Annotated in this window: 28 protein-coding genes, 1 tRNA gene and 1 pseudogene; 11 read left to right on the top strand and 19 right to left on the bottom strand. The window is 70.9% G+C overall.

The window, feature by feature from the left end:
- Positions 1-32: 32 nt before the first annotated feature.
- The 5 genes from ACIQM0_RS19710 to ACIQM0_RS19690 all read left to right on the top strand — a co-directional run bounded on the left by ACIQM0_RS19710 (position 33) and on the right by ACIQM0_RS19690 (position 3,450).
- Positions 33-755: a DUF4230 domain-containing protein gene (locus ACIQM0_RS19710; RefSeq protein ID WP_401288201.1), complete on the top strand. Its 723-nt coding sequence runs from the start codon at positions 33-35 to the stop codon at positions 753-755.
- A 293-nt stretch (positions 756-1,048) separates the two neighbouring features.
- On the top strand, positions 1,049-1,564 hold the full coding sequence (locus ACIQM0_RS19705) for a lytic polysaccharide monooxygenase auxiliary activity family 9 protein (protein ID WP_363021953.1): 516 nt from the start codon (positions 1,049-1,051) through the stop codon (positions 1,562-1,564).
- A 242-nt stretch (positions 1,565-1,806) separates the two neighbouring features.
- On the top strand, positions 1,807-2,190 hold the full coding sequence (locus ACIQM0_RS19700; protein WP_401288198.1) for a hypothetical protein: 384 nt from the start codon (positions 1,807-1,809) through the stop codon (positions 2,188-2,190).
- 131 nt (positions 2,191-2,321) lie between these two features.
- Positions 2,322-2,768 (top strand): nitroreductase family deazaflavin-dependent oxidoreductase, encoded by a 447-nt coding sequence (locus tag ACIQM0_RS19695; protein WP_401288196.1) that lies wholly within the window; start codon positions 2,322-2,324, stop codon positions 2,766-2,768.
- Between the two features lie 283 nt (positions 2,769-3,051).
- On the top strand, positions 3,052-3,450 hold the full coding sequence (locus ACIQM0_RS19690) for a DUF6221 family protein (RefSeq protein ID WP_363021958.1): 399 nt from the start codon (positions 3,052-3,054) through the stop codon (positions 3,448-3,450).
- An 81-nt stretch (positions 3,451-3,531) separates the two neighbouring features.
- Here the strand turns inward: ACIQM0_RS19690 and ACIQM0_RS19685 are convergent, their stop codons facing one another.
- Positions 3,532-3,720, bottom strand: a complete 189-nt coding sequence (locus ACIQM0_RS19685; RefSeq protein ID WP_073738889.1) for a DUF6381 family protein — start codon at positions 3,718-3,720, stop codon at positions 3,532-3,534.
- Between the two features lie 236 nt (positions 3,721-3,956).
- On the opposite strand from ACIQM0_RS19685, the gene ACIQM0_RS19680 reads away from it, so the two are divergent.
- A tRNA-Met gene (locus tag ACIQM0_RS19680) sits at positions 3,957-4,030 on the top strand.
- A gap of 103 nt (positions 4,031-4,133) precedes the next feature.
- Here ACIQM0_RS19680 and ACIQM0_RS19675 read toward each other — a convergent pair.
- The 3 genes from ACIQM0_RS19675 to ACIQM0_RS19665 all read right to left on the bottom strand — a co-directional run bounded on the left by ACIQM0_RS19675 (position 4,134) and on the right by ACIQM0_RS19665 (position 6,621).
- Positions 4,134-4,976: a helix-turn-helix transcriptional regulator gene (locus ACIQM0_RS19675; protein ID WP_401288192.1), complete on the bottom strand. Its 843-nt coding sequence runs from the start codon at positions 4,974-4,976 to the stop codon at positions 4,134-4,136.
- Positions 4,977-5,154: 178 nt separating this feature from the next.
- The gene (locus ACIQM0_RS19670) at positions 5,155-5,916 is read right to left on the bottom strand and encodes an SDR family NAD(P)-dependent oxidoreductase (protein ID WP_401288190.1); all 762 of its coding nucleotides are present in this window, start codon (positions 5,914-5,916) and stop codon (positions 5,155-5,157) included.
- 258 nt (positions 5,917-6,174) lie between these two features.
- Positions 6,175-6,621, bottom strand: coding sequence for an anthrone oxygenase family protein (locus ACIQM0_RS19665; protein WP_401288187.1), 447 nt, complete (start codon positions 6,619-6,621; stop codon positions 6,175-6,177).
- 90 nt (positions 6,622-6,711) lie between these two features.
- On the opposite strand from ACIQM0_RS19665, the gene ACIQM0_RS19660 reads away from it, so the two are divergent.
- Positions 6,712-7,290, top strand: a complete 579-nt coding sequence (locus ACIQM0_RS19660) for a TetR/AcrR family transcriptional regulator (protein ID WP_401288184.1) — start codon at positions 6,712-6,714, stop codon at positions 7,288-7,290.
- Positions 7,291-7,316: 26 nt separating this feature from the next.
- Here the strand turns inward: ACIQM0_RS19660 and ACIQM0_RS19655 are convergent, their stop codons facing one another.
- A complete protein-coding gene (locus ACIQM0_RS19655; RefSeq protein ID WP_401288791.1) occupies positions 7,317-7,697 on the bottom strand; it encodes a MerR family transcriptional regulator in 381 nt (126 codons plus the stop codon).
- A 63-nt stretch (positions 7,698-7,760) separates the two neighbouring features.
- Here ACIQM0_RS19655 and ACIQM0_RS19650 point away from each other — a divergent pair, with 63 nt between their 5' ends.
- Positions 7,761-8,873, top strand: coding sequence for an alkene reductase (locus tag ACIQM0_RS19650; protein ID WP_401288181.1), 1,113 nt, complete (start codon positions 7,761-7,763; stop codon positions 8,871-8,873).
- 74 nt (positions 8,874-8,947) lie between these two features.
- Here the strand turns inward: ACIQM0_RS19650 and ACIQM0_RS19645 are convergent, their stop codons facing one another.
- Entirely contained in the window at positions 8,948-9,520 is a 573-nt protein-coding gene (locus ACIQM0_RS19645; RefSeq protein WP_401288178.1) for a GNAT family N-acetyltransferase, read from the bottom strand.
- Positions 9,521-9,608: 88 nt separating this feature from the next.
- Here ACIQM0_RS19645 and ACIQM0_RS19640 point away from each other — a divergent pair.
- Positions 9,609-9,902 (top strand): annotated as a pseudogene (locus tag ACIQM0_RS19640) (MFS transporter); the annotation flags it as partial.
- Between the two features lie 15 nt (positions 9,903-9,917).
- Here ACIQM0_RS19640 and ACIQM0_RS19635 read toward each other — a convergent pair.
- A complete protein-coding gene (locus tag ACIQM0_RS19635) occupies positions 9,918-10,709 on the bottom strand; it encodes an AraC family transcriptional regulator (protein WP_401288176.1) in 792 nt (263 codons plus the stop codon).
- 85 nt (positions 10,710-10,794) lie between these two features.
- Between ACIQM0_RS19635 and ACIQM0_RS19630 the strand changes: the two genes are divergently transcribed.
- Positions 10,795-11,598, top strand: coding sequence for a sulfite exporter TauE/SafE family protein (locus tag ACIQM0_RS19630; protein WP_401288174.1), 804 nt, complete (start codon positions 10,795-10,797; stop codon positions 11,596-11,598).
- A 96-nt stretch (positions 11,599-11,694) separates the two neighbouring features.
- A complete protein-coding gene (locus ACIQM0_RS19625; RefSeq protein ID WP_401288172.1) occupies positions 11,695-12,393 on the top strand; it encodes an alpha/beta hydrolase in 699 nt (232 codons plus the stop codon).
- 38 nt (positions 12,394-12,431) lie between these two features.
- Here the strand turns inward: ACIQM0_RS19625 and ACIQM0_RS19620 are convergent, their stop codons facing one another.
- The 12 genes from ACIQM0_RS19620 to ACIQM0_RS19565 all read right to left on the bottom strand — a co-directional run bounded on the left by ACIQM0_RS19620 (position 12,432) and on the right by ACIQM0_RS19565 (position 24,044).
- Complete coding sequence (locus tag ACIQM0_RS19620) at positions 12,432-12,683, bottom strand: hypothetical protein (RefSeq protein ID WP_401288169.1); 252 nt, start codon at positions 12,681-12,683, stop codon at positions 12,432-12,434.
- A gap of 169 nt (positions 12,684-12,852) precedes the next feature.
- Positions 12,853-13,644: a class I SAM-dependent methyltransferase gene (locus ACIQM0_RS19615; RefSeq protein WP_401288166.1), complete on the bottom strand. Its 792-nt coding sequence runs from the start codon at positions 13,642-13,644 to the stop codon at positions 12,853-12,855.
- A 191-nt stretch (positions 13,645-13,835) separates the two neighbouring features.
- Positions 13,836-15,077, bottom strand: coding sequence for a phosphopentomutase (locus ACIQM0_RS19610; RefSeq protein WP_401288163.1), 1,242 nt, complete (start codon positions 15,075-15,077; stop codon positions 13,836-13,838).
- A 10-nt stretch (positions 15,078-15,087) separates the two neighbouring features.
- Positions 15,088-16,251 carry a YhfX family PLP-dependent enzyme gene (locus ACIQM0_RS19605; protein ID WP_401288162.1) on the bottom strand — a complete coding sequence of 388 codons (1,164 nt, stop codon included), beginning with the start codon at positions 16,249-16,251 and terminating at the stop codon, positions 15,088-15,090.
- Positions 16,252-16,253: 2 nt separating this feature from the next.
- Complete coding sequence (locus tag ACIQM0_RS19600) at positions 16,254-17,369, bottom strand: aminotransferase class V-fold PLP-dependent enzyme (protein ID WP_401288159.1); 1,116 nt, start codon at positions 17,367-17,369, stop codon at positions 16,254-16,256.
- Between the two features lies 1 nt (position 17,370).
- Positions 17,371-18,327, bottom strand: coding sequence for a phosphotriesterase (locus tag ACIQM0_RS19595; RefSeq protein WP_401288156.1), 957 nt, complete (start codon positions 18,325-18,327; stop codon positions 17,371-17,373).
- Positions 18,328-18,422: 95 nt separating this feature from the next.
- On the bottom strand, positions 18,423-19,757 hold the full coding sequence (locus ACIQM0_RS19590; protein ID WP_363021993.1) for a YhfT family protein: 1,335 nt from the start codon (positions 19,755-19,757) through the stop codon (positions 18,423-18,425).
- A 42-nt stretch (positions 19,758-19,799) separates the two neighbouring features.
- Positions 19,800-20,156 carry a DUF2620 domain-containing protein gene (locus ACIQM0_RS19585; RefSeq protein WP_207317689.1) on the bottom strand — a complete coding sequence of 119 codons (357 nt, stop codon included), beginning with the start codon at positions 20,154-20,156 and terminating at the stop codon, positions 19,800-19,802.
- Positions 20,157-20,253: 97 nt separating this feature from the next.
- Positions 20,254-20,640, bottom strand: a complete 387-nt coding sequence (locus ACIQM0_RS19580) for a transcriptional antiterminator (RefSeq protein ID WP_385037002.1) — start codon at positions 20,638-20,640, stop codon at positions 20,254-20,256.
- A 96-nt stretch (positions 20,641-20,736) separates the two neighbouring features.
- Complete coding sequence (yhfZ, locus tag ACIQM0_RS19575; RefSeq protein ID WP_401288152.1) at positions 20,737-21,675, bottom strand: GntR family transcriptional regulator YhfZ; 939 nt, start codon at positions 21,673-21,675, stop codon at positions 20,737-20,739.
- A 3-nt stretch (positions 21,676-21,678) separates the two neighbouring features.
- The gene (locus ACIQM0_RS19570; protein WP_401288150.1) at positions 21,679-22,407 is read right to left on the bottom strand and encodes a class I SAM-dependent methyltransferase; all 729 of its coding nucleotides are present in this window, start codon (positions 22,405-22,407) and stop codon (positions 21,679-21,681) included.
- A 107-nt stretch (positions 22,408-22,514) separates the two neighbouring features.
- Complete coding sequence (locus ACIQM0_RS19565) at positions 22,515-24,044, bottom strand: FG-GAP-like repeat-containing protein (protein ID WP_401288149.1); 1,530 nt, start codon at positions 24,042-24,044, stop codon at positions 22,515-22,517.
- Positions 24,045-24,314: the final 270 nt, after the last annotated feature.

Genomic DNA, 24,314 nt, shown 5'->3' with positions numbered 1-24,314 from the left:
GTGAATCCGCGCGGTCGGGTCACACGGGGAGTATGACCTCCACCGACTTACCGACAGACGCACCGGGCAAGCCCGACGAACCGGCGGGCGGTGGCCACGGCAACCGCTCCCGCCGCACCCGACGATGGGGGAGGGCAGCCGCGATCTGCGCGGGCGCCGTCGTCCTGCTGCTCCTCGGAACGCGGCTCAGCCTGCTGCCCGGGCTGGGCGACATCTTCGGCGAGAAGACCCACGACCGATCGGGTCCCGCCGTGCTCAAGTCGATCCGTGACATGAGCAGGTACGAGGCGGCGGCGGGAAATTTCCAGGTCGTCGTCGATCTGGAGAAGGACACGAAATTCCTCCCGGACGCCATCCGCGGCTCCCGCACCCTGTACGTCGGCGCGGGCACGGTCGGCGCCTCCGTCGACCTGGGCGAGGTCGGGGACAGCGGAGTCGTGGTCAACGAGGACCGGACGACGGCGGAGCTCCGGCTGCCGCACGCCGTGCTCGGGAAGCCCGCACTCGACCCCGACCGCTCCTACGCGGTGTCCAAGCAGCGCGGTCTCCTCGACCGGATCGGGGACTTCTTCTCCGACAACCCCGGCAGCGAGCAGGCGGTGAACAAGCTGGCGGCACAGCACATCGGCGAGGCGGCCAAGGAGAGCGGCCTGACACAGCGCGCCGAGAAGAACACCACCGCCATGCTCCAGGGGCTGCTCGGCTCGCTCGGCTTCAAGGAGGTCACGGTCCACTACGGTGACGCCGGCCGGTAGGCACGGCCGTCGAGCCTGCTCAACGCCCTTCCCCGGGCTCCTCTCCTCGCCTCCCTCGGCTTCTCTCCCCAACTCCCTTTCAACGCGACACCCTTGACGGCTCCGCCTCGGTAGGTATGGTCTAGTCCAAGTGCAGGGACGGCGCCGGACACCCGTATTCCCGGGGTGGATCCGGTCATGGATCCTGCCGTTCCCTTCGCGCCTCTTGGCCCCACACTCGAGAGGCTGGACTGCCGCTACCGGGCTCCCCACAGTCCGCCCGCGTGCAGCGATGCCTCATGTGAAGGAGAAGCATGCACACGAAGAGGAAGACCGCCCTGGCCCTCGGTGCCGTGCTCGCACCGGTACTCGCCCTGACGCTTCCGGCAGGTTCGGCCAGCGCCCACGGCTACATCTCGTCACCCCCGAGCAGGCAGGCGCAGTGTGCCGCCGGAACGGTCAGCTGCGGTTCCATCACGTACGAGCCCCAGAGCGTGGAAGGCCCCAAGGGGCTGACCAGCTGCAGTGGCGGCAACAGCGGGTTCGCCGAGCTCGATGACGACTCCAAGGGCTGGAAGGTCACTCCGGTGAGCGCCAGCACCTCGTTCCAGTGGGTGCTGACGGCACGTCATGCCACCAGCACGTGGCAGTACTTCGCGAGCGGTCAGAAGATCGCCGAGTTCAACGACAACGGCGCCCAGCCCGGTGCGACCGTCACCCACCAGGTGAACTTCGGCAACCTCAAGGGCCAGCAGAAGGTCCTCGCGGTCTGGAACATCGCCGACACGTCCAACGCCTTCTACGCGTGCATCGACGTCAATGTCAGCTGACCCCGCACGCGCTTCCCCGTAGGAGTGGGACCCCTGCCCCGCACCGGGTGGGGGTCCCTGCCGTGGCACCGCGATCCGGCCCCGTCGGACCGTGGTGCGGGACGCGGCGGGCCGGTGCGGTGCACCGGCCCAGCGACACCCGGATGGTCGGCTCCGTCACCCGCCTGCTGTCCGGGCCGCGCCGATTCGGCCGGGCACGGCAACGCTGAGTCCGGCAGCGTGTCTGCAGAATCGGGATCAGCATGCTCATATCGAACCTCCTCGGTGTCGGAGACGGCTCGCGGAGCCGTCGGCGTCACGGATACGTCCTCGCGGCCGCGCTCACCGCGGCGGTGTGCGGGGGAGTGGTGCCGGCCGCGGCAGAGGAGGGTGTGTCACCCGCCGCCGACCGGCCCACGGCCTCGGCCGCAGCCATGGCAGCCTCCCAACTCCCCGCGCCGGAAAGCCTTGAGGCCAGGCGTCCCCACGCGCACACCACGGAGGCGCACTCCTCGCACAGGGTGCTCGCCCCGACGCGAACCAGGACACTGGTGCTCGCGGTGACCGGAAGCGCCGCCGGGCTGGCGGTGTTCGTGGGCGGCGGCCTGGCGGCGGCCGCCCGCAGCCGCAACGGCTTCGGACGCTGACCCCCCGGCCGGCCCGGCGCGACACGTCGGCCGTTGCGGGATTTCTGGGCGGCCGATGTTGTTGAAGCCATGATGAGGAACCGCGGCCGATGAAGTGTCACGGCCGGATCGTCGACGATGGGACAGAAGTCATGCCTCTCCAGGGTGAGTACGAGCCGAGCCCCGCCCAGTGGGTCCGGGACCAGGTCGAGCAGTACGAGAGTTCAGGCGGTACGGAAGGGACGACGATGCGGGACATGCCCGTCATCATTCTGACCACCCGGGGAGCCAAGAGCGGAAAGATCCGCAAGACGCCGCTCATGCGCGTCGAGCACAACGGTGCGTACGCGGTGGTCGCCTCCCAGGGCGGCGCCCCGAAGCACCCGGTCTGGTACCACAACCTGAAGGCCGACCCCCGGGCCGAACTGCAGGACGGGCCGGTCCGCCAGGACATGAAGGTCCGGGAGGTGACCGGGGACGAGAAGGCGCTCTGGTGGGAGCGCGCCGTCGAGGCGTTTCCCGACTACGCCGACTACCAGAAGAAGACCGACCGGCAGATCCCGGTCCTCGTCCTGGAACCGGCGGAGAGCGACCACTGATCAGCACGGAACGGCAGCGCACGGCTCGGTACGGGCACCGGGGCGTCGCGTACTGCTGAGCGCGCTCCGGAGGCCCCACCGGCTCCCTCGGAACCGGTGGGGCCTCCGGCTGTCGCCCCGGCACTCTTCCTCGGGCGGGCCGGGACGACCTGCCCAGCAGCCCCGCACGCGACAGCGGACACACGGGCGGGCGATGAGCTGCTACGGGATGCGGGGCGCGGCGGGATATTCTCCACCACGGCCCCTTGAGGTGCGGGGCCGAGTGGGAAGGATTCAGGACCTGATGGCAGACAATTCCTACCTGGTCGCGTTCGTCCGGGCGCGTCTCGACGAGGAAGAGGAGCTCGCACGAGCGGCCGGCGGCGAGGGGTGGCGGTGTCCGGCCGAGGCGCCGGGCGAAATCCACGACCGGACCGGCGCGATCGCGTTCAGTCTGAGGACGCACGGCTACAACCACCACATCGCCCGGCAGGATCCCGCGCGGACCCTCCAGCGCATCGAGACGAGCCGCGTCCTCCTGGACGAGTACGCCGAGGTGGCCAAGCTGGACACCGACCGGCCCGACCGGGACTTCGCCTCGGGGCGTGCCTTCGGGCTGGGCTTCGTGGTCCGGCAGATGGCCGCGGAGCACGCGGGGCACCCCGACTACCAGGTGAAGTGGCTCCCGAGGTTCACGCAGTAGCGGCGCGGCCCGCGTTCCCGCGGCTTTCGGGCCCGGCCGTCGCACGCCGGCCGGGCCGCCGACCGGATCTCACCAGGGCGCTCAGAGGGGGTTCATGCCCCCGTCGCCCTTGGTGCTCACCTGATCACTCCGCTCCTGGAGGCGGCGCGCCTTGTCCTTGAGGCGCTCCCGCTCCTGTGGATCGGAGGCCCGCTCGGCGGCCTCCTGCATCTCCTGCGCCTTGGCGCGAATACGCTCGGCGCGGCCTCCGGATTCATCCGCAACGCTCATGATCACTCCTGGAGCTCGGGGGGAGCCGACGCCACCAGCGAATCAGCGCTCCCGCGCACCTGCATCTCGAACGGTGACCGACTGCTACGAGTACGCGGCGCACGAGTACGCAGCCAGGGAGAATCCGCGGCCCGGTATCGCGGGTGTTCAGGACGGCCCTGAGGCCAGAGAGGCACGCGCGGGCGGGAGGTGGTCGGGGAGCCCGCCGGAATGCCGTACCGTGGGGATCACAACGACGCGGGGTGGAGCAGCTCGGTAGCTCGCTGGGCTCATAACCCAGAGGTCGCAGGTTCAAATCCTGTCCCCGCTACTTTCGAAGCAGGGCCCGGAACCATACGGTTCCGGGCCCTGCTTTTTTCTGCCCGGCCGCCGGTCCGGCCGCCCGGAGCCTCCCGTCCGGTGGCCCTGCCCGGTCATTGCTGGGACGACCGCTCTCCGACGACGGAGAGGAGCTGGAGCTTGTCGTGGCTCTCGCTGCCGGGGGTGGCGGTGTAGACGAGGAGGGCTTGTGCCTGGTTGGCGTCGTAGAGGACCTGGCACTGGAGTTCCAGAACACCGAGGTCGGGGTGCTGGATGCGTTTGTGGTCCCCCTCACGACGCACGCCGATCTCGTGGGCGCTCCACAGGGCGGTGAACTCCTCGCTCTCCATGTGCAGTGCGTCCACCACCTCGGCGACTCGGGAGTCGGCGCCGTGGCGTGAGTAGGCGGTGCGCAGTTCGGAGGTGAAGATCCGGCTGTGGGCCGGGTGGTCGGCCTCGGGGTAGATCCGGCGGGCGTGGGGGTGGGTGAACCAGCGGTAGACGAGGCTGCGGTCAAGACCGGTGTAGACGGTCTCGTCCCCGAGAAGGGCCACGGCGAGGCGGGTCTGTACCAAGGTCTCGGCGATGGTGCTGATGACCTGCGCGGGAGTGTCGGCCAGTCGGTCCAGAATGCGCATCATGCCGGGGGAGACGTGGTCGATACCGGGGCGGCGGCCGGGGGTGTTGTGGCCGGCCATGCGGAACAGGTGATCGCGTTCGTCCAGGGACAGGTGCAGGCCCCGCGCGAGGGCGGCGAGCATCGGCTCCGAGGGAATCGGGCCGCGCTGCTGCTCGACGCGGGCGTAGTAGTCGGTGGACATGCCGCACAGGGCGGCGACCTCCTCGCGGCGCAGGCCCCGGGTGCGGCGGCGGGGACCGCGAGGCAGGCCGACGTCCTCGGGCTGCAGGGCCTCGCGGCGGGTGCGCAGGAAATCGGCCAGCTGTGTTCGGTCCATGATGGTGATTCTCTCCTCGGCACGGCGGCGGTGGGAGCCTGGTGGGCCGGGCGAGCCGGTGGGGGAGTCCCTGCTGCCGCCGCGTGAGGGGCCGGGCGGCCGGGAAACGGACCACCGTTGCGTTCCTCCGACAGGTCCCGGATCCCCTCGCTCGCCACCGGCGTTGTCCTGGACCTCGTCAGAGCAGGAGGCCGCCGGACGCCTCGATGCGCTGGCCGGTGATCCAGCCCGTGCCCGGGGCCAGGAGAGCGGCGATCACGGCGCCGATGTCCTCGGGGTTGCCGACCCGGCCCAGGGCGGCCTGGCCGGCGAAGTGCTCGCGGATCTGCTCGTCGTCGCGGATCGCGCCACCGCCGAAGTCGGTGGCGATCGGGCCGGGGGCCACGGCGTTCACACTGATGCCGCGCCCTCCCAGTTCCTTGGCCAGGTACTTGCTCCAGGTCTCGATCGCGCTCTTGACGGAGGCGTACACCGACCAGCCCTCCCCGGCGAAGCGCGTCAGGCCGGTGGACAGGTTCACGATGCGGCCGCCGTCGGCCAGCAGCGGCAGCAGCGTCTGGGTGAGGAAGAGCACGCCCTTGAAGTGCACGTTCACCAGCAGGTCGAATGCCTCGACGGTGGTCTGGCCGAGCGGGGTGAACGCGGCCACGCCGGCGTTGTTGACGAGGAAGTCGAAGCTGTCGCGCCCCCACGTGGTGCCCAGCGCGTCCCGGACCTCGGCCGCGAAGGCGGGGAAGGTGTCGAACGCGGTGGTGTCCAGTTCCAGCGCGACCGCCCTGCGCCCCAGAGCGGTGACCGCGTCCACCACCGCGGCGGCCTCGTCCTTGTTCGAACGGTAGGTCACGATGACATCGGTGCCCGCCTCGGCGAGCGCGATTGCCGCGGCCCGGCCCAGTCCCCGGTTCCCGCCGGTGATCAGTGCGATCGTGTTCTGGCTCATCCCGGACTCCTTGCTGCGCGGAGGGCCGTCGTGCGGTGCACACGAACGGGAAGCCCGCCTCCACCCAAGATCGGTCCGCCGGACCCGGGGATGAAGGCACAACTCATCCAGGGACAACTGATCCCCCCATGACCGGCCCGACCGCACGTGCCGGCGGTTGGCCGGCCTGCCGAACGCCTGGGGTGATGCCCCCTACGGTCCGCCGCCCGGTGGGCCTCCACAAGGCGCCTTCGACGTAAGGTCGTTGGGCCCGCGAGCTCAGGCGAGGGCGACGACCAGCAGGGCGAAGGCGGCGATGATGACGGCGACGCGGACGTAGTGGAAGCGGTCCCAGCGGTTCATCTGCTGCTTCCAGTCGGCGGGCCGGTTGTCAGGGGTCCACTTCTTGCCCCGGTTGTTGATCGGGACGAGCAGCAGAACCGACATGATCACGCTGAGGAGCAGCAGCGCGCCGGCGGTGACGACGAGGCCGGTGCCGTGGTGGTGCCATCCTGCGATGGCCCAGACCGCGACGAGGACGAGCGAGGTGATGTACCAGACCGGCATCACGGCGCCGAGCATCCGGCCCCCGTGGGCGCGGCCGAGTTGGCCACTGTCATCGGGGAGTGCGTTGAAGATCGGGTTGAGGACGAAGGCGACGGAGAACTCCACCCCCACCATCACGCCGACGACCACAGTGGTGAACACCTCAAGTGCGTTGAACACGATGACCTCCTCGGTATCTAGTGTTGCTAGCTGACGATGCAACGCTAGTACTGCTGCCGCTTGCTTGTCTAGCGGTGCTAGAATCGAATCATGTCGGTACAAGAACGCAAGGAGCGCGAACGGGCGGAGCGTGAGCGCCTCATCGTGGCGACAGCCCGCGAACTCGCCGAGCAGCAGGGCTGGGACGCGGTCACGACCCGTCGGCTCGCCGAACGCATCGAATACAGTCAGCCCGTCCTCTACAGCCACTTCCGCGGCAAGCGCGAGATCATCGGCGCCGTCGCCCTCGAAGGCGCTGCCGAGATGGCCGCCGGGCTGCGGGCCGCGACCTCCGCCGCGGACGGACCTCGCGCCAGGGTCGCCACTCTCGCCCGCACCTACCTCGACTTCGCCGCACGCCACCCGGCGGTCTACGACGCCATGTTCCAGCTGGACGGTGGCCTGGCGTTCGCGGACGAGGACACCCCGGAGCCTCTCAAGGACGCCTTCGCCGCGCTGCTGGAGAGCCTGGGCGAGGTCGCCGGGGACGGTGTCCACCCGGGGCTGTTCACCGAGGTCTTCTGGGCGTCCCTGCACGGCCTGGCGACCCTGACCCGGGCGGGACGGCTCCCGCCGGAGGACACCGAGTCGCGAGTGGAGCTGCTGGTGGACCGGCTCGCCGTGGTCTGACGCACCGGGCCGGATCGGGCCGGGCTTCAGTCCGGAGGGCCGGGAACGGTCCCGCCCGCCGCTGTGTCGATGACCTGCTCCAGAACTTCACGGGAGCGGAGCAGGTCATCGACGGTCCGGTCGATCCGGTCCCGCTCGGCGGTGAGTTCGGCGACCAGCTCCGGGGTGGCGCGCACCGACGGCCCACCGTCCTCGTCCCGCATGCAGGGCAGGATCCGCGCGATGCCCGAGCTGTGCAGCCCGGCCGCGTAGAGCTCCTGGATGCGGATCACGCGATCGACCGCGGTGTCGGGAAAGTCCCGGTGGCCGCCGGGCGTCCGATTCGCCGCCAGCAGGCCCTGTTCCTCGTAGTACCGCAGCGAACGCTCGCTGACACCTGTGCGCGACGCCAGCTCCCCGATGCGCACGTCCCAGCCCACCCCACCTCACGACTTGAACTTCACATCAATGTCAGGTTTTACGTTACCGGCATGACGAACACAGAGCAGGCACCCGCCGGTTCCCGGCTCTTCGAACCCACCCGCCTCGGCACCCTCGAGCTGTCCAGCCGACTGGTGATGGCGCCGCTGACCCGCAACCGCGCCGGGGCCGACGGAGTCCCGGGCGAGCTGATGGCAACCCACTACGCGCAGCGCGCCGCGGCCGGTCTGATCATCGCCGAGGCCACGACACCCAACGCCGTCGGCCAGACCTACCCCCACATCCCCGGCATCCACACCCCCGCGCAGGTCTCCGGCTGGCGTCGGGTCACCGAGGCGGTGCACGCGGCTTCCGGCAGCCGGATGTTCCTCCAGCTGCAGCACGGCGGCCGGGTCGGCCATCCCGACACCAGCGGCCACATCCCGCTCGCCCCGTCCGCCGTACGGTTCCCCGAGGCACTGCACACCCCCAGCGGACCGCAGAACGCCGTCGTGCCCCGTGAGATGACCGTCCGGGACATCAGGTCCACCATCGCCGACTTCGCCACCGCCGCCCGCAACGCCGTCCGTGCCGGCTTCGCCGGGGTGGAGGTGCATTCCGCCAATGGCCATCTCCTCCACCAGTTCCTGGCGAAGAACACCAACCGCCGGACCGACGGGTGGGGCGGACCGGCGGAGGGGCGGATCCGGTTCACCACCGAGGTGGTCCGGGCCGTCGCCGAAGCCATCGGCCCGGACCGGGTCGGCGTACGGATCTCCCCCGGACTGGGCGTCAACAGCGTCGAGGAGGGCGACACCGAGGACATCTACCGGGCGCTTCTGCCCGCGCTCGCGGGCATCGGCCCGGTCTATCTGCACCTGATCTACGCCGACCCGGACAGCACGCTCTTCGCGGAGATCCGCAAGGCCTGGCCCGGCACGCTGATGGCCAACCCGGCGCTCTCCCGCGAGGAGGTCGCGGCCGACGGCGGCAAGCGGCGCGGTGAGCGCCTGCTCGCCGAGGGTGCCGACCTGATCGCGCTGGGCCGGGGTTTCCTCGCCAACCCCGACCTCGTCGAGAGGCTGCGCACGGGCGCGCCGCTCAACGAAGTCCGCCCGGAGTTCCTGATGCACGTGCACGGGGCTGAGGGATACACCGACTACCCCTCCCTGGGCCGGCCGTGAACCGTGCGGAGCCACGACCGCCGGGCGCGGGCGACCGCGTCGGGCGCCGGAGAGCCGCGCCCGGCGATGATCCGTCAGCGCAGGTCGAGCCGCATCAGGATCCGGGGATGACCGGCGAGCACCGAGGTGGTGTCGGCGGTATGGGTGAACCCGGCGCGCTCGAAGTTCTTCCGGATCCCGGCGTACGCCATCGTCAGGTCGACCTTGGCGTCGCCGTTGTCCAGGGGATACGCCTCGATCGCCGGTGCGCCCTGGGCGCGGGCGAACTCCACCGCACCCGCGATGAGGGCGTGCGAGATCCCCTTCTTGCGGTGACCTGGGCGCACCCGGATGCACCAGAGGGACCAGACGGGCAGATCGTCGACGTGCGGAATCTTCCGGCTGTGAGCGAAGGAGGTGTCCGAGCGCGGGGCCACGGCGGCCCAGCCGACCGCTTCGTCACCGTCGTGGGCCAGCACCCCCGGAGGGCGTCGCTCGCGGCACAACTCGGCGACGTACTCGCCTCGGGCCGGCCCCCGGAGCTCGTTGTTGAGCTTCGAGGAGATCCGGTGGCTCAGGCACCAGCAGACGTTGGAATCGGGTGACTTCGGGCCGAGCAGCGTACGGACGTCCCCGAAGATTGAAGCCGGGCGAACTTCAACGGTCATGGCACCACAGTGCCACGGGCGGTGTGACGAGGGTGCCGTGTGTGACGCCGGGGCTCAGAACTCCGGGGGCACGGACTCACATCCGCCGGTCACGCTGGGCCAGGACTACCTGCCCTCCCGCGTCGGCACAGCCAGCGGGATCACCCTCGGGCTGACCGTCAGCATCGGCGGCCTGGCCAGCCCCCTCATCGGCAGCGTCGCCGAAGCGACGTCCCCGCGTACCGCCCTGACCCCGCTAATCCTGATGCCCGCTCTGAGCTGGCTGCTGTTCCGCACACTGCCCGAACCCACCGCGCCGAAGCTCATGGCGCCGGCGCGGCAGACCGGGGACGGTACGGATGCCGCCGCGTCGTGGCGAGCGGACGGAGCGCCTGGACGTTGAAGTACCGCGGACCGCTCAGGAGTCGCGACTGCGGCCGACGCCCTGGCGGCCCGCCGTGAAGCGGGACGGGGGCAGGCCGAAGGTGCGGGTGAAGGCAGCGGTGAAGGCGGCGGGGGAGGCGTAGCCGAGGCGGCCGCCGACCTCGCTCACCGACGCGGTCCGCAGCAGCGGAACGGCCGCGAGCAGACGGGCGCGGGCCCGCCAGACGGCGGGGCTGTCGCCGGTCTCGGAGCGGAAGCGACGCGTGAAGGCCCGTTCGCTCATGGCCGTCCGCGTGGCCCACGCGGCATTGGTGACACCGGCGTCCGGGGCGGCCAGGTACTCACGGCAGAGCCTCGCGAGGTGGGCGGAGGCGGGAAGCCCGACGTGGAACGGGAGCGGGGCGCGCTCGGCGATCTCGTACAGGAGGAGCGCGGCGACGGCCCCCTCCCGCCCGGACAGGGTGTAGTCGACCTCGAACCCGACAGCTACCAGGAGCATCTCGCGCAGCAGCGGCGAAACATCCACGACCATGCAGGTATCGGGCCACCACGGGACGGCGCCCGGCTCGATGTACAGACTCGCGGTGCTCACTCCCGGCATGTGGACGCGGTGCCGGGTGGCGGCCGGGATCAGTACGGCGCGTTCGGGCGGGACGGTCCAGGTGCCCTCGGCGGTGTCGACGACCATGACCCCGGTGGCGCCGTAGAGGAACTGCGCGCGCCGGTGTTCGTGCCAGTCCAGCACATGGCCGGGCGGGTAGTCGGTGCCGATCGGCAGGACAGCCCGCCCGACGTGGTCGACGTCGGCGAGAGGGACGTTCTTCACCCGCCCACCCTACTGGCCGGGACGCGAAGGAATGGTGCCGACCATCGCATGCGAGAACCCCCTACGCGCTGGTGGAGTGGGACCCATGGACGTTGTGGCACTGACAGGGATCGGGCTCCTCACCGGCATGACGACGGTGTTGTTCGGCTTCGGCGGCGGGTTCGTCGCCGTGCCAGTCGTGGTGTGGGCGGACGCCGCACTCGGCGCGGACGCGATGCGGGTGGCGACCGCCACCTCGGCCCTGGTGATGGTGGTGAACGCGGGGTTCGCGACGGCCGTCACCCCGCGGCGGGTGCTCCTCGCACTCCGGGGCAGCGGCCCGCTGCTCCTCCTGCTGACGGTCGGCGCCGCGGCCGGATCGGCCGCCACACGGCTCGTCCCGGCCGATCCGGCCCGGTGGGCCTTCGTCGCGTACGTCGCTCTCACCATCGCCGACCTGCTCCTGCGCCCGGGATTCCTGCGCCCGGGTACGCGGGACGAGGCGGCCCCCGACGCTCCGCGTCCGCTGCCCGCCGCCCTCGGCGCGCCGGTCGGCGCGGTCGCGGCGTTCCTCGGCGTCGGAGGCAGCGTCATGACCGTCCCCACGATGCGGCGGGCGGGGCACCCGATGCGGGTGGCGACCGCCCTGGCCAACCCCCTCACCCTCGCCATCGCGCTCCCGGCAACCGTGGTGTCCCTGTGCGGCGCCGCGGTCCCCGCCGCCGTGGACGCGCACGTGCGCCTGGTCGGCCTCGTCGACCTCCGCGCCGCCTCGGCACTGCTGCTCGGGGCTCTGCCGGTGATCGCGGTGCTGCGCAGGCGTCCGCCGCGGATCCCCGACCGTGCCCATGCCTGGGCGTACATCGGGCTGCTCGCCATGGTGACGGTCGCGATGCCGCTCGCGGCCTGAGGGCTTCCCGTACGTACGCGCGGAGTCGGTCCGTCCGTTGTTCGCCGTCGGCCGAGCCGGTCGCGGCCGACGGCGGGGCAGCGCCAGGATGCTCACATGCAGCCGATCATCGTACTCGCGCACAGCCCGTCCGTGGGCCCCTCCACGTGGAACCCGGTCGCCGAACACCTGACCGCCAGGGGGTACCAGGTGCGCGTACCTTCCCTGCTGCACGTGGGCGCCGGTGAAGCACCGTTCTGGCCACGGGCCGCCGAAGCCGTCCGGGCCGACCTCCGCGACATCCCGACGGGCCACCCCCTCGTCCTGGCCGCGCACAGCAACGCGGGTCTGCTGCTCCCGGCCATCCGCTCGGGGCTCGACCATCCGGTGACCGGCTCGGTCTTCGTCGACGCCGCGCTGCCGGCCCGCACCGGACCGACACCCGTCGCCCCGCCCGAACTGCTGCAGTTCCTCCGGCCGATGGCGGTGAACGGCACACTGCCGCGCTGGACCGACTGGTGGGACGAGGCCGACATCGCGCCCATGTTCTCCGGTCCGGCGATGCGCCGAAAGGTCGTCGCCGAGCAGCCCAGGCTTCCGCTCGCCTACTACGAGCAGCGCATCCCGGTCCCCGACGGCTGGGACGACCACCCCTGTTCGTACCTTCTGTTCAGCCCTCCGTACGAGGATGTGGCCACCGACGCCCGTGAACGCGGCTGGCGGACCGCGCACCTGCCCGGAGAGCACCTGCACCAGATCGTCGACCCGGTCGGCACCGCACAGCAGCTTCTCGAACTCACCGTCGGAGCAGCCTGAGATCCGCACGGGCGCATCGCCGCCGGCGGGCTTCTGGCTCAGGCGCTCCGGGACGGGTCCGGGAGCCAGGGGCCGGGCAGGAGCGGCACAAGGTCGTACTGGTAACACGGCACCGTGAAGCACTGCTTGGGCGCCGGGACACAGGCGTAGCCGAGCGGCGCGATGACGGTGGAGCACGGGTTCGGGCGCGGCCTCCCGGGGCCCTCCAGGGCGTGGGCGGGGCCGGTCGGGGTGAGAGGCAGGGCGGCGAGAACGACCGTCGCCCCGGCGCACAGCAGGTTCTTGATCACGAGCAACAGGCATAGCCGCTCTGGCAACCCGGAAGAAGGCTCAGGAGGGCCAGGTCACCCGTACGGCCCGATTGATTCACCGTAGAAGTACGAGTTCGAGGCGATCCTGGCACAGCGCTCCACTCGGCCATGCGGAGACACGGCCGTCTCGGCCGGCGCCGCGGCTGGGTCAGCCCGGCTTGACCGCCAGCGTCGCGAAATAGTTCGACATGTACGGGGCGGATGCGCTGGATCGGTCCGGTGCCTCTGTGAATCCGGTGAGGACGAACCCCGCGGCGAGTTGCCCGCCGATCTGGTCGGTGAGGGTGTGGCTGTATTCAAGCGCGGCATCCGCGCCGAACTTCGTGGCGCGTTCCTCGGCGGAGTAGTGCGTGACATCGCTGTAGGGCAGCTTGTGCACGACGATCAGCTCGCCGCGCTCGTCGAGGGCCTCGTGGTCGAACAAGTACACATCAGGGTTGAGGCAGCCCACGAGCAGGGTTCCGCCCGGTCGCAGGACGCGGAAGCACTCACGCCACACCGGTACCACGTCGGGTACGAACAGGTTCGAGACCGGGTGGAACACCACATCGAATGCCGCGTCGCCGAAGGCGCTGAGGTCGCGCATGTCGCCCAGGACGGTGCGCAGGTCGAGTCCGTCGCGTGCCGCCACCATCCGGTCCTGGCCGAGCTGGCGGGGCGAGTTGTCGAACACGGTGACCCGGGCCCCCGCGGCGGCGAGGATCGGGCCCTGCTGGCCACCGCCGGAGGCCAGGCACAGCACGTCCTTGCCGGTCAGGTCCGTCGGCAGCCAGGAGCGGTCGACCGGCTCACGCCCGATGAGAACGATCGACCAGTCGCCCGTGCGGGCGCGCTCGACCTCCTCGGCACTCACCGGCCTCGTCCACTCGTTGCCCTCCTGGACAAACCTGTCCCAGGCGGCCCGATTACGGGCACCGGGGTCGACGACGAAGTCCTGCACGTCTCACTCCCTGCTACAGCCGAGCGGGCACCAGCGGTACCGACAGTTCGGGGCCGCCAGCCAACACGATCACGGGTGCGGGCTCAACGGAATTAGCGGGCATCGAGGTGTCCACGGGCTCGACGGACGGTCGCGAGCGGCTGCGCAAGCTTTGGTTGCCCGCGTCACGTCGTCTGTCCTGTGCGCCGCAGTCAGGCCGCGCGGCGACCCGTGTGGAGCGGGGTGCCGCCCGCGAGGCCCTCCGGGTCCAGCGCCAGCGACAGGGCGGCGGTTGCGCCGACGTCCGCCAAGGTGTGCGCGTCCGGGAGGAGTTCCACGCCGTCCGCGCCGGGCCGGTGGATCAGCACCGGGACGTACTCGCGGGTGTGGTGCGCGTGGCCGATCGTGGGGTCGTTGCCGTGGTCCCCGGTGACGATCAACCGGTCACCGGGGGCCGCGAGCAGCGCCACGAGTCCGGCGAGCCCGGCATCCACCTGCTCCAGCAGGTGCCCGTACCGTTCCGTGTCCTGCTGGTGCCCTGCCAGGTCCGTCTCCTGGACGTTCGCGACCACGAGGGCGTCGCCCTCTGCGCGCACCGCGTCCAGCGTGTGCGACAGGACGTCGGCGGTGGCGACGGCCGGATGACGTGTCGCCGCCTCGCACACCAGGATGTCGGCGGCCTTCCCCACCAGGGCCACCGGGATCCCGGCCCGTGCCGCCAGCTCGGGAAGCTGGCGGGTGTGGTCGAGCGGGGCGCCCAGGTGCTGCACCTGGAGTCCGCCGTTGCGGTAGAAGCCGGTGGCGGGGGTGTCCAGACCCACCGTCCCCCCGTCGCCGGGGCGGACGAAGTCGCCGAGCGGGCCGTCCGCGTGGCCGCCGACCGCGATGACCCGTGCGACCGGGGCGACGGCGCGCACGGTACGGGCGATGGCGAGGATTCCGCCGGGCCCCTCGAACGGGAGGTCGTCGAGGCGGCCGGAGGCGTTCCAGTTGATCCCGGGATCGGCCTCCAGGTTGTCGTGGACCAGGACCGTTCCGTCGACGACGAGCAGCGGCTGTCCGTCCAGCCGCTCGACCCGGTGACCGGCCGCCGTGAGCGCGCCGGACACCTCGTCGAGGTGGTCGGCGAGCCGGGCCACCGTCACGCGGCTGAAGTCGGCGCCCATCATGGTCTGGTGGCCCGCGAAGGTGTCCGCGCCCGGATAGCCGAGCGCGGCCCTGCCCGCGGCCACGGGCAGATGGGTGCGCCGTGCCAGGTCAGGGTGCGGGTGGACCAGCCCGAGCCCCAGCGCACCCAGCACCGGCAGGCGCAACGGGCGGCCGAACGCGGCGCGGCAGTGGTCGAGTACGTGTCCGCAGGTGTCGGCGCTGAGGTCGCCGGGGCGCAGGGTGCCCGCGTCGGGCATGGCGCCGACGCCGAATCCGTCGATGACGACGATGACGGTCTTGGCCATGAGGTGCTCCTTACAGGGCTCGGCCATGGGCGTCGTACAGGCCGTTCAGCCGGGGGTTGCCGGAGGCGAGCCCGGACACGACGGCGACGGTCGAGCGGGTGACGAAGATCTGGGTGCGGAAGGCCAGCAGGGCGGTGTCCCCGATGCGGACGTCCGCATCGCGGGTGGGGGCGTCGAGCAGGCGGTAGTAGTCGATGTTCTCGGCGGGTGCGTGCTGAACGCCCAGCCGGGTGCCGGTGCGTGGCAGGAGGGCGCTGCGGATGTGCGAACGGGTGTAGAAGCCGCCGCCGAATATCGCCGGACGGCCGTCGTCGAGCGTGTGGGCGACCTCGCTGACGTACACGTACGCGGGCATCTCCGGCTGGGCCGGATCGAGGGCGTGCAGGGGGGTGGTGCCGGTGAGGGCGTGGCCCGGCTCGCCGTGGGTGGCTCCCCGTTCGGCGAGCAGCGGGAGGGAGGCCATCGAGGTGGCGCTCGGAGCGCTGAGCTTGAGGTCGTGGTGTCCGCGTGCGGCCAGGAGTTCGCGGGCCCTGAGCGCCAGGCCGAAGTTGGGGGTCGCGGCCGGGACGCCCGTCTCGGGGTCGCACAGGACGCAGGGGAAGGCGGTGACGCCCGCGATCCGGATGCCGTCCAGCGCTTCGGCCTCCTTGGCGAAGGCGTCCAGACGGCCGAGCGGTACGCCGCCCTCCTGGCCGGGGTAGACGGCGCCGTCGGCGCCTTCGAGCCGGATCAGGACGTCCTGGACGATGCCCAGTTCGCGCGCGGCGTCGGAAACGGCGCGGGCGTTTGCCAGGTCGAAGACCGTGACGGTCTCCGGGCGCCAGGCCAGCATCTCCGGCAGCGCGCGCCGGGGAATCTGGACGAGGTGCCCGAGGTTGCCGGGCTGTGCCCCGGCGGCGTGCAGGGTGCGGGCCTCCGCCGGGTCGATCGCGGCGGAGCGGGGGATGTGCCGGGCGATGGCCCTGATCAGTTCGGGGTTGCGGCCGAGCTGCTTGACGACGAACCAGAGACTGATGCCGAGGCGGTCGGCCTCGGCCGCCAGCAGCGCGGCATTGGCCTCGACGGCGTCCAGGTCCACGACATAGGTGTCGGGCGGGATCTCGCCGTTGCGGTGCAGCGCGGCCGCGGCGTCGACGAGCCCGGGGTTGCGGGTGAGCACGGTGTCGAGAAACACGGTCAGTCGTCCTTCGAATCGTCCAGGGCGGCGAGCGAGCGGCGCAGGATGTCGATGACGAGATCCGCGCCCGCCCGCATCGGGTTGATGCGTACGATCCAGTCGGCCAGCTCGGGGGAGTCGTCCAGCGCGGAGCTGGACATCCGGTAGAAGAGCGGGGCGATCTCGTAGCGGGAGTTGGAGCCGACGGGGTAGGGGGCGGCTCCGAAGCGGGCGGCGACGGCGGGCAGTGCCGCGGCGACGGGCCGGTCGAGCCGGACGAGCAGACAGCGGTCCTGGGCGTTGGCGATGCGGACCTCCGCCACCCCGTCGACCTCGCCGGCCGTGAGCCGTTCCGCGACCTCTGCGCCCACCCGGGACTGCACGGACCACATGACGGGAACGTGGGTGAGGGCGCGCAGGGCGTCGAGGGCCTGGTGGCCCTGGACCTGACCGCCGCCGGAGTAGTTGTCGCGGCGGATGTGCTCGACCAGATCGCGGGCGCCGACGACGATACCGACGCCCTCCGGCCCGTGGAGCTTGAAGAGGGAGAAGCAGGAGGCGTCGGCCCCGAGTTCCACACCGGCGGCGGGCGTGCGCATCACGGCGTAGTTGTCGTCGACGATCGTGCGGACCCCGGCCGCCCGGCAGGCGGCGATGACGTCGGCCGGATCGTAGGAGTCCGCGAGGCGCTGGCGGGTGTGCTGGATGTACGCCCACCGGAACCGCCCGGACGCCAGGGCCTCGCGGAGTGCCGGGGCGTCGTTGAAGTCGACCTCGGCCGTCTCCACGCCGATACCGCGCAGCGTGACCTCCGTGGTGCGGTAGACCGGGGCCCGGTGGATGAGCAGCGGATCGCCCGCCCGGACAGCGGCGTTGAGGGCGGCCCGGATCGCTCCGGTGCCCGCGCCCTGGACGAAGGCGGCGTCCTGGGCCCCGAAGAAGTCCGCGAGCACGGCCTCGACGCGGGCGGTGGTGCGGGGCCGGCCGAGACCGGGGACGACTCCTGCGTCGGACGAGAAGAGCTGCTGTCCCTCGAAGTGGGCCGCGGTGGCCTCCAGCAGCCGGAACTGCGTGGCGACGGCTTCGTCCAGACCGACGGTCGCCAGCGGGAACGTGGCGGGCAGTACGGGGTTCATGTCAGTTCTCCTCCACGCTCGCGCCGGTCAGGAAGCGCAGCGGATTGCGGCGGGTCAGCAGGTCGATCAGGTCGTCGTCGGCGCCTGCCGCCCGGAGCTCGGGCAGGAAGCTCCGGAACAGGTGCCCGTAGCCCTGGCCGCCTTCGTCCAGCAGGTAGCCGTGGCGGGAGATGTCGCAGCTGAGCAGGACCCGGTCGGCGTGCCCGGCCTCCACCAGGGCGAGCAGCAGCCGCAGCCGGGTCCGGTCGCTCTGGTAGGACGACTTGCCCACGGTGTCGAAGGCGACGTACGCCCCGCGTGCCGCGAGCTCCCGGTGGACGCCCGGGGCGTCCAGCAGGTCCTGGTGGCCGATGCTGACGCGGTGGGCGGGGAGCCCCTCACCGGTGAGCAGGTCCAGCTGGGCGAGCCCGCCCCGGCCCAGCTGCGCGTGGGTGGCGAGGGAGAGGCCGGTGGCCCGCGCGGCCCGCGCACCGGCGCGCAGCACCTTGGCCTCGGGAGCTGTGGGGACATCCCCGTGACTGCCGATCTCACCGAGGACGCCGGGCCGGATGCCGGTCGTGCCGATGCCCTCCTGGATCTCGCGGAGAAGGACCGCGGTGAGCTGTTCCACGTCGGAGGCGTCGATCTCCGGGGTGTGGAACGGCTCGTAGTACCAGCCGGTCGCGGCGACCACCGCGACCTGTGCGTCCCGGGCGATGGCCGCCAGGGCGCGGACGTCGCGTCCCATGCCCCGGCAGGTCAGCTCGACGACGAGGGAGAGCCCGAACTCCTCCCGCAGCCCGCTCAGCTCGGCGGTCACGGCCGCCGCGTGGCGTCGCGGGTCGAGAACGGCCGCGCCGTCGCCCCGTTGATCCAGGTCGAGGACGAGGTGCTCGTGAGCGAGGGCGGGGCCGCGTACCGAAGAGGCCGGAACATCGCCGGTGACGGTGCGCAGGGTGCGCGGCTCGTGGTGGTTCATCGTGGAGGCTCCTTCTTCGCGTACGGGCCCGGTCCGGTCCGGGGACGTGCCGGCCCCGGTATCGGGGCGGACAGGTCCCCGGACCGGGGGGTGTGTCAGCCCTTGACGGGGGTGAACAGATCGAGCCAGTACAGGACGTTGAGCAGAATGCCGCCGACGATCACGGCCGCGGGTGCGGCGGCCATCTTCACGATCGGCCGGCCCATCGCCTCGTTCAGCAGGTAGAGCCCGCCGACGACGAGGATGCCGAGTCCGCCGCCCATGGCGTTGGCGGCCATCAGCGAGCCGAAGAGGATCGCGAGCTGAAGGGTGTCGCCGATGGCGCTGCGCAGGTGCTCCGAGGAGTCCCGGACGCTGGGCAGCTTGCCGAGGACCTTGCCGATCCAGGAGAGGGCCAGCACCTCGGCGGCGAACACGACCGCACCGACGACAGCCGCCAGGAACGGGTTCGGCATGAGGTAGCCGATCGGGTACACCAGCGTGAATCCGGCGATGCCGTACGCGCCGGAGGCGAGCGCGGTCGTCGCGATCAGCGGGATGAAGCCGAACACCCGGTAGAAGTCGACCTGGGCGGCCTCGGAGTACTGCCCCTTGGCGATCAGGAAGCTGGTCGCCTCACCGCCGCCGAATATGTGCATCTGGGCGAGCACACAGACCCCGGCCCCGAGCACCATGAACAGCGGCAGGTACTTGCGTAGACGGGCCGCGCTGGCGCTGAACAGCGACGCCATCGGGTCGTCCTCCAGGACGACCTCCTCGACGCCCGCCGCCCGGTCGGCCCGGCGCTGCCGGACGTCCTTGGCGACCGCCAGCCCGATGAGCATCAGCACACCGACGGCCATGGCCAGTGCTCCGGCGAACATGTTCGGCCACAGCTTCATGGTCATGACGACGAGGGCCAGTTCGAGGACGCCCGCGATACCGCCCCACTTGCGGCCGAACTGCTTGGTGATGGCGAGCACGGGGAACAGCGAGAAGAGGAACAGGATCGGCGTCGACATCTGCTGCATCGCCGTCAGGAAGTCGACCGGCAGATCGTGCGCGACGTTGTTCGCGCCGTTCAGACCGAACACGACGACCGCGCCCCAGGCACCGCCGAGGATGGGGGCGAGCCACCTCCTGGGCGCCAGCATCCCGAGGATGTCCGTGGGCAGGAAGAGCAGCCACGGGTTCAGCACACCCGTGGACAGAGCCATCGGCGCACCGAGTCCGAAGATGAATCCGGCGGAGAGACCGAACGAGACAGCCGTTGTCGCGCTGCGGGTGGTGCGTCCCTGGATGAAGTCCAGCATGAAGGGGCGTACCCCGTCATTGAAGACGGCCAGGGCCATGTGCGAGATGTAGGCGGTCAGCGCACACAGGGCTATCACGGTCAGTTGCTGGGCCAGCGTGAAGTCAAGGCTGGCGCCGGCGGCGAGTGTGGTGCTCACGAGTCACTCCTTGGTGCCCGGGATGATCAGAACAGGCTGGGTTCAGCCGCGGGCGGCGATGGCGCGCGCCATGAGGGGGGCGATGACGTCGATCTGGTCCATCGAGAAGCCGAAGACCTTCTTGCCGTCGGCGAGCAGTTCGGCGACCTTCTCCTCCGTCGGAACACTCCGGCCGAAGGTGTGGCAGGCGGCGCTGCCCATGAGGCCGACGAGCACGCCCAGCGAGGCGCCGGCGCCCGTGTGACAGGTGCCCAGGTAGTAGTCGGCCTGGCCGACCCGGAGCTTCATCGCGGCGTCCATGTCGCTGGAGGCGACGACGTCGAGCGAGTCGATGCCGAGCTTGCCGATGGCCTCGGTGACCTCGACCTTGCCGACTCCACCGGTGAGGATCTTCGTCATGGCTGTACTTCTCTCTGTGTTCTCTGTGTCTCGGTACGGGGGGCGTTCTCTGCGTCGGTACGGGGGCGGAGGGGGCCGGGGTGCCTGCCGTGACCGGTCAGGACGTGGGCGCGGAGGGGGACTGCTGGGCCAGTACCGCCAGGTGCATGCCGAGGAAGTTGACCTCGGACTCGGGGAGCGGGGCCCCGAGCTCCCGTTCGGCGCGAGCCGATACGGCACGGGCACGGGCCACCGCGTCGGGATGCCCGGCCAGCTCGGCGGCGATCTGGTCGTCGGTGAGGAACTGCTCGATCGCCTCGCCGTCCAGGATCCGGCCGAGCGCCATCATCAGATGGCTGGTCAGCATTCCCGCCGTCGCTTCGGTGACCGTGCGGCCCTCGGCCTCCAGAGAGGTCAGCTCGGTGGTGACGAAGTCGGCCACCTCGGGCCTGACCTGGCCGCCTTCGCGAAAGAGCTGGATCCGCAGTGCGAGCTGGTCGTCCATGATTGATCCTCCTAAAATCAACAGTAACCAGGATTTTGTATTTTCAGGGCGAGTGACGCCCCGGAGTTATGAGACCCCGGTCACTGAACCCGCTGGTCAGTACGAGGGGACGCGCTCACCGCGCAGTACCTCGCTCTGCAGCCGGGTCACCAGCGACAGGTCCAGCGAGTCGCGGACCGCGGCGAGCGCCTTGGCCCCCTCCGACCGGCCGATCACCGCGGCGGTGGAGTTGCGTAGCGCCAGCTCCCGGTTGACCTCGTCCCCGAGCGGAAGCACGTCGACGCCGACCCCGAGCCGGTCCTGTGCCTCGTCAAGGTTCCAGACCGTCGCATCCACCTCGTTCCGCGCGAACAGGTCGCTCAACTGCATGTACGACGCCTCGCGCCACTCGACGTCCTCCCGGCCGGCGAAGACCCGCTCCACGAGCATCCGCAGATCCTCCGAAGCGTGGTCGACCGCCACCCGCAGTCCGGGCGCGTCCAGGTCGACGCCGTGGCGCACCAGCATGCCGTGAGCGCCGACGTAGGTGGCGGGGCCGAGATCTGCCACCAGCTCCACCGGGTGCTCGGCGATCAGCTGGTCGGCGGCGAACCGCGACAGGACGACCAGGTCGACCTTGCCCTCCAGCAGTGCGGCGGTCCGGGCTCCGGCGCCTCGCATGAACGTGATCGCGAACGGTGCGCCGGCCTCCTCGAACGCGCTGCGCAGCCCGGTCGCCAGACCTTCGTACCGTCGTGAGTAGGGGAGCGGCATCGCCGCGAGCAGCGTCCCCAGCCCGGACAGCCGCCACAGGATGGTGCGGTCCGAGTGGACGAGGAACGTGCCGAGATGGCCGCGCGCGGTCGTGGAGATCGCTCCGGCCTCCTCCAGCAGGTGGAGGGCGGCCTGGACGGTACCGTTTCCGCAGCCCAGCTCCTCCGCGAAGTCGCGCACGCGGGGCAGTCGGGTGTCCGGCTCGTGATGCAGGAGCAGGACGGCGAGCTGCCGCGCGGCGAGGCCGTTGCGCGTGAGGAAGCGGTCGTCGAAATCGTTCACGAATCAAACAGTAACCAGGATTCTGGATACTGACAAGGGTCCGGCTTCCGCCCGGCGTGCGCAGCGGGGTGGCGGCGGACAGCATTGGCCCATGAGCAACTCGGCTTCGCAGACTCGTCGGCGGAGCCGCGCACCGGGCAGCACGTTCCGGGCATCACGAACGATGTCGGCGAAGCTCATCGCCGCCGGTCGCGCGGGGGCGGTCATCGATTCCGGCCGTGCCGCCCTGCGCCCCCGGTTCTTGATCCAGGCCATCACGACATTCAGCGCAACGGCGGCCGTGCCGATCAGGCGATCGCCGGGTGACTGTGCTCGGGCGAGCCCTACGACGACCAGAGTCCCGCCCGGTGCCAGGTGCCGGCGAAACAGGGCGAGAGCTTCGGAGAACGGCAGATGGTGGATCGCGGCGACACACGTGATCACGTCGTAGGAACCGGGCGGTATGTCGGTCAGCGCGTCTCCGGCGGTGAAGGTGACGGGCGAGGCCGGCGCCGTGAGCTCCCGTGCCCGGACAACGATCGTGGGATCGGCGTCCAGACCCTGTACGGATGTGGCGCGTGTACCCACCAACCGGGCCAGGTCCCCGCTGCCCGACCCGACATCGAGAGCTGTCCCGATGCGCCTCGGGAGTTGCCGCATGATCCAGCGGTGGTAATGGGCGTTGTGGTCCCACGGACGGGCGGCGTGGAATTGTTCCAGCGCCTTGAGGACGCGGGGTGGCAGTGTCTTCATGGCACGAGTCCATCATCCGCGATCCGCAGCCGGCACCACCGTGCGCCGCGGCGACCGGCCGGGCGGTCCTTACCGCCCGGCCGGTCGCCAGAAGCAACACGGTGCCGTCAGCGCAGGAAGCTGCCGAACAGTGCCTTGGTCACCGGACCCCCGACATCGCCCGGACCGAAGGCCGTCGCGAGCTTCGTGGTCAGGCCGTCGGCGGTGCCGTTGAGGGTCCACACCGCTCCGGCCGAGGCGTTCTCCGCAGTCGAGGAGACCGCGAGGTCGCGATGGCCGTCGCCGTTGATGTCGAGGAGCGCGCAGGCAGCCCCGAACTGGTCGTTCGTCTCTGCGACACCGGGCACGCCTTCGGTGTTCTGGTGCATCACCTGGCTGCCCTCACCGGTGACACCGGAAGCGGTGCCGTGAAGCAGCGCGAACGAGCCTGCGTCGGTCAGACTGCCGAAGTCCTCACCGTCGATACCGAGGGCGATCTCCGCGCGGCCGTCCCCGGTCACGTCGGCGACCGAGACGCACGAGCCGACGTGGTCGCCTTCCTCCTCGGCGCCGTAGAACCCGGGCAGGGACTGGTCGAAGCTCTGCACCCGGTCGTACGACGGGCCGGAGGCCGAGCCGTACAGGACGGTGACCTTGCTGGTCTCGCCGCCGCTGCCGATCACCACGTCGCCGTAGCCGTCGCCGTCCACGTCACCGATGTCGGTGGCCCTGTCGTCGCCCTCGGAGCCGATGTCCCCGAGCGTGCTGGACTCCGTGAATCCGCCGGCGCCGCCGAACAGGACATGGGTGGCCCAGACTCCGTCGCCCTCATAAGCCCAGATGGCGATGTCGTCGCGGTGGTCGCCGTTGACGTCACCGACCGACGTGGCTGTGTTGGGCCCGCTGAGCGAGTGGGGGCCATTCACGCACGAGTCGTCGGCCGCGCAGCCCGCACCGGAGCCGTTGTCGCCCCACCACTCCGACTTGTCCAGGAAGTTGAGCCGGGCGGCCGGCTTTCCCGCGCGTGAGATGGGGCCCTTCCACAGGTTCGCCGCCTGCGGTACGGAGTCATCGCCTTCGGTCTCTGCGGCACCGAACAGCGCCAGATCGGCCTTTCCGTCACCGTTGAAGTCGCCCACCTGCGGGGTCAGCCCGTAGTCGGCGATGGCGGTGCCGCCGGTGAGTCCCGAGGCCGAACCCCATACGACGACGCTGCCCGCAGACCCCTTGGCCGAGCCGATCACGAGGTCGCTGTAGCCGTCGCCGTCGAGGTCGCCCTTGCTGAAGGTGTCCCCGAACCCCTGCTTTGCGGTGGCAGATCCGGGCACTCCGCTCGTCGAGCGGTTCAAGAGCGTCTTGCGCGTGGGATCAATGCCGGTCGCCGAGCCGTACGTCACCGCCACATAGCCCGCCTGCGCCTTGCCGGAGACAGTCGCGCCAGGGGCTGCCGTGACGAGGTCCGCGTAGCCGTCGCCGTTGAAATCCTCCGCCGGGGCCGCGCGGCCCCCGGCAGCGTGGGCTACCCCCGGGGTGAGCGATACAACGGTCAGACCGCCCGAGACCAGGAGCGCTGCGGCCAGCGGCGCTGCCGCACGGGCGCCGTGCCGTCTGCCGGTCCGTCGCGCATGGTGGGTGTCAGGGCGTCGTATCCAGAGCATGAAATCTTCTTTCGGTCGCCTGTTCACATCCACTGCGTATGACGGCGATCCCACGTAGATGGTTGTGTCCCACAGGACATCCAACGTTTCGTGTACGGGAGTTGTGGCCGTGGACACCGTGAGGTACAGCTGCGCCGCAACGCGATGAGCCAGAGCGTGTGATGTGAGTCACCGTCAATGTTTGCTGGATTCGCGCAAATTTATGCAGAGTGCTGCTCGTGGAGCGTGTGCGCTGGTGACGGTGCCGACGTGCGCGTGGCGTGGGGTGGC

The organism is Streptomyces sp. NPDC091387 (assembly GCF_044756945.1).
GTDB lineage: Bacteria > Actinomycetota > Actinomycetes > Streptomycetales > Streptomycetaceae > Streptomyces.
The sequence above is the reverse complement of the archived record's forward strand: the minus strand, read 5'-3'. Positions and strand labels throughout refer to the sequence as shown.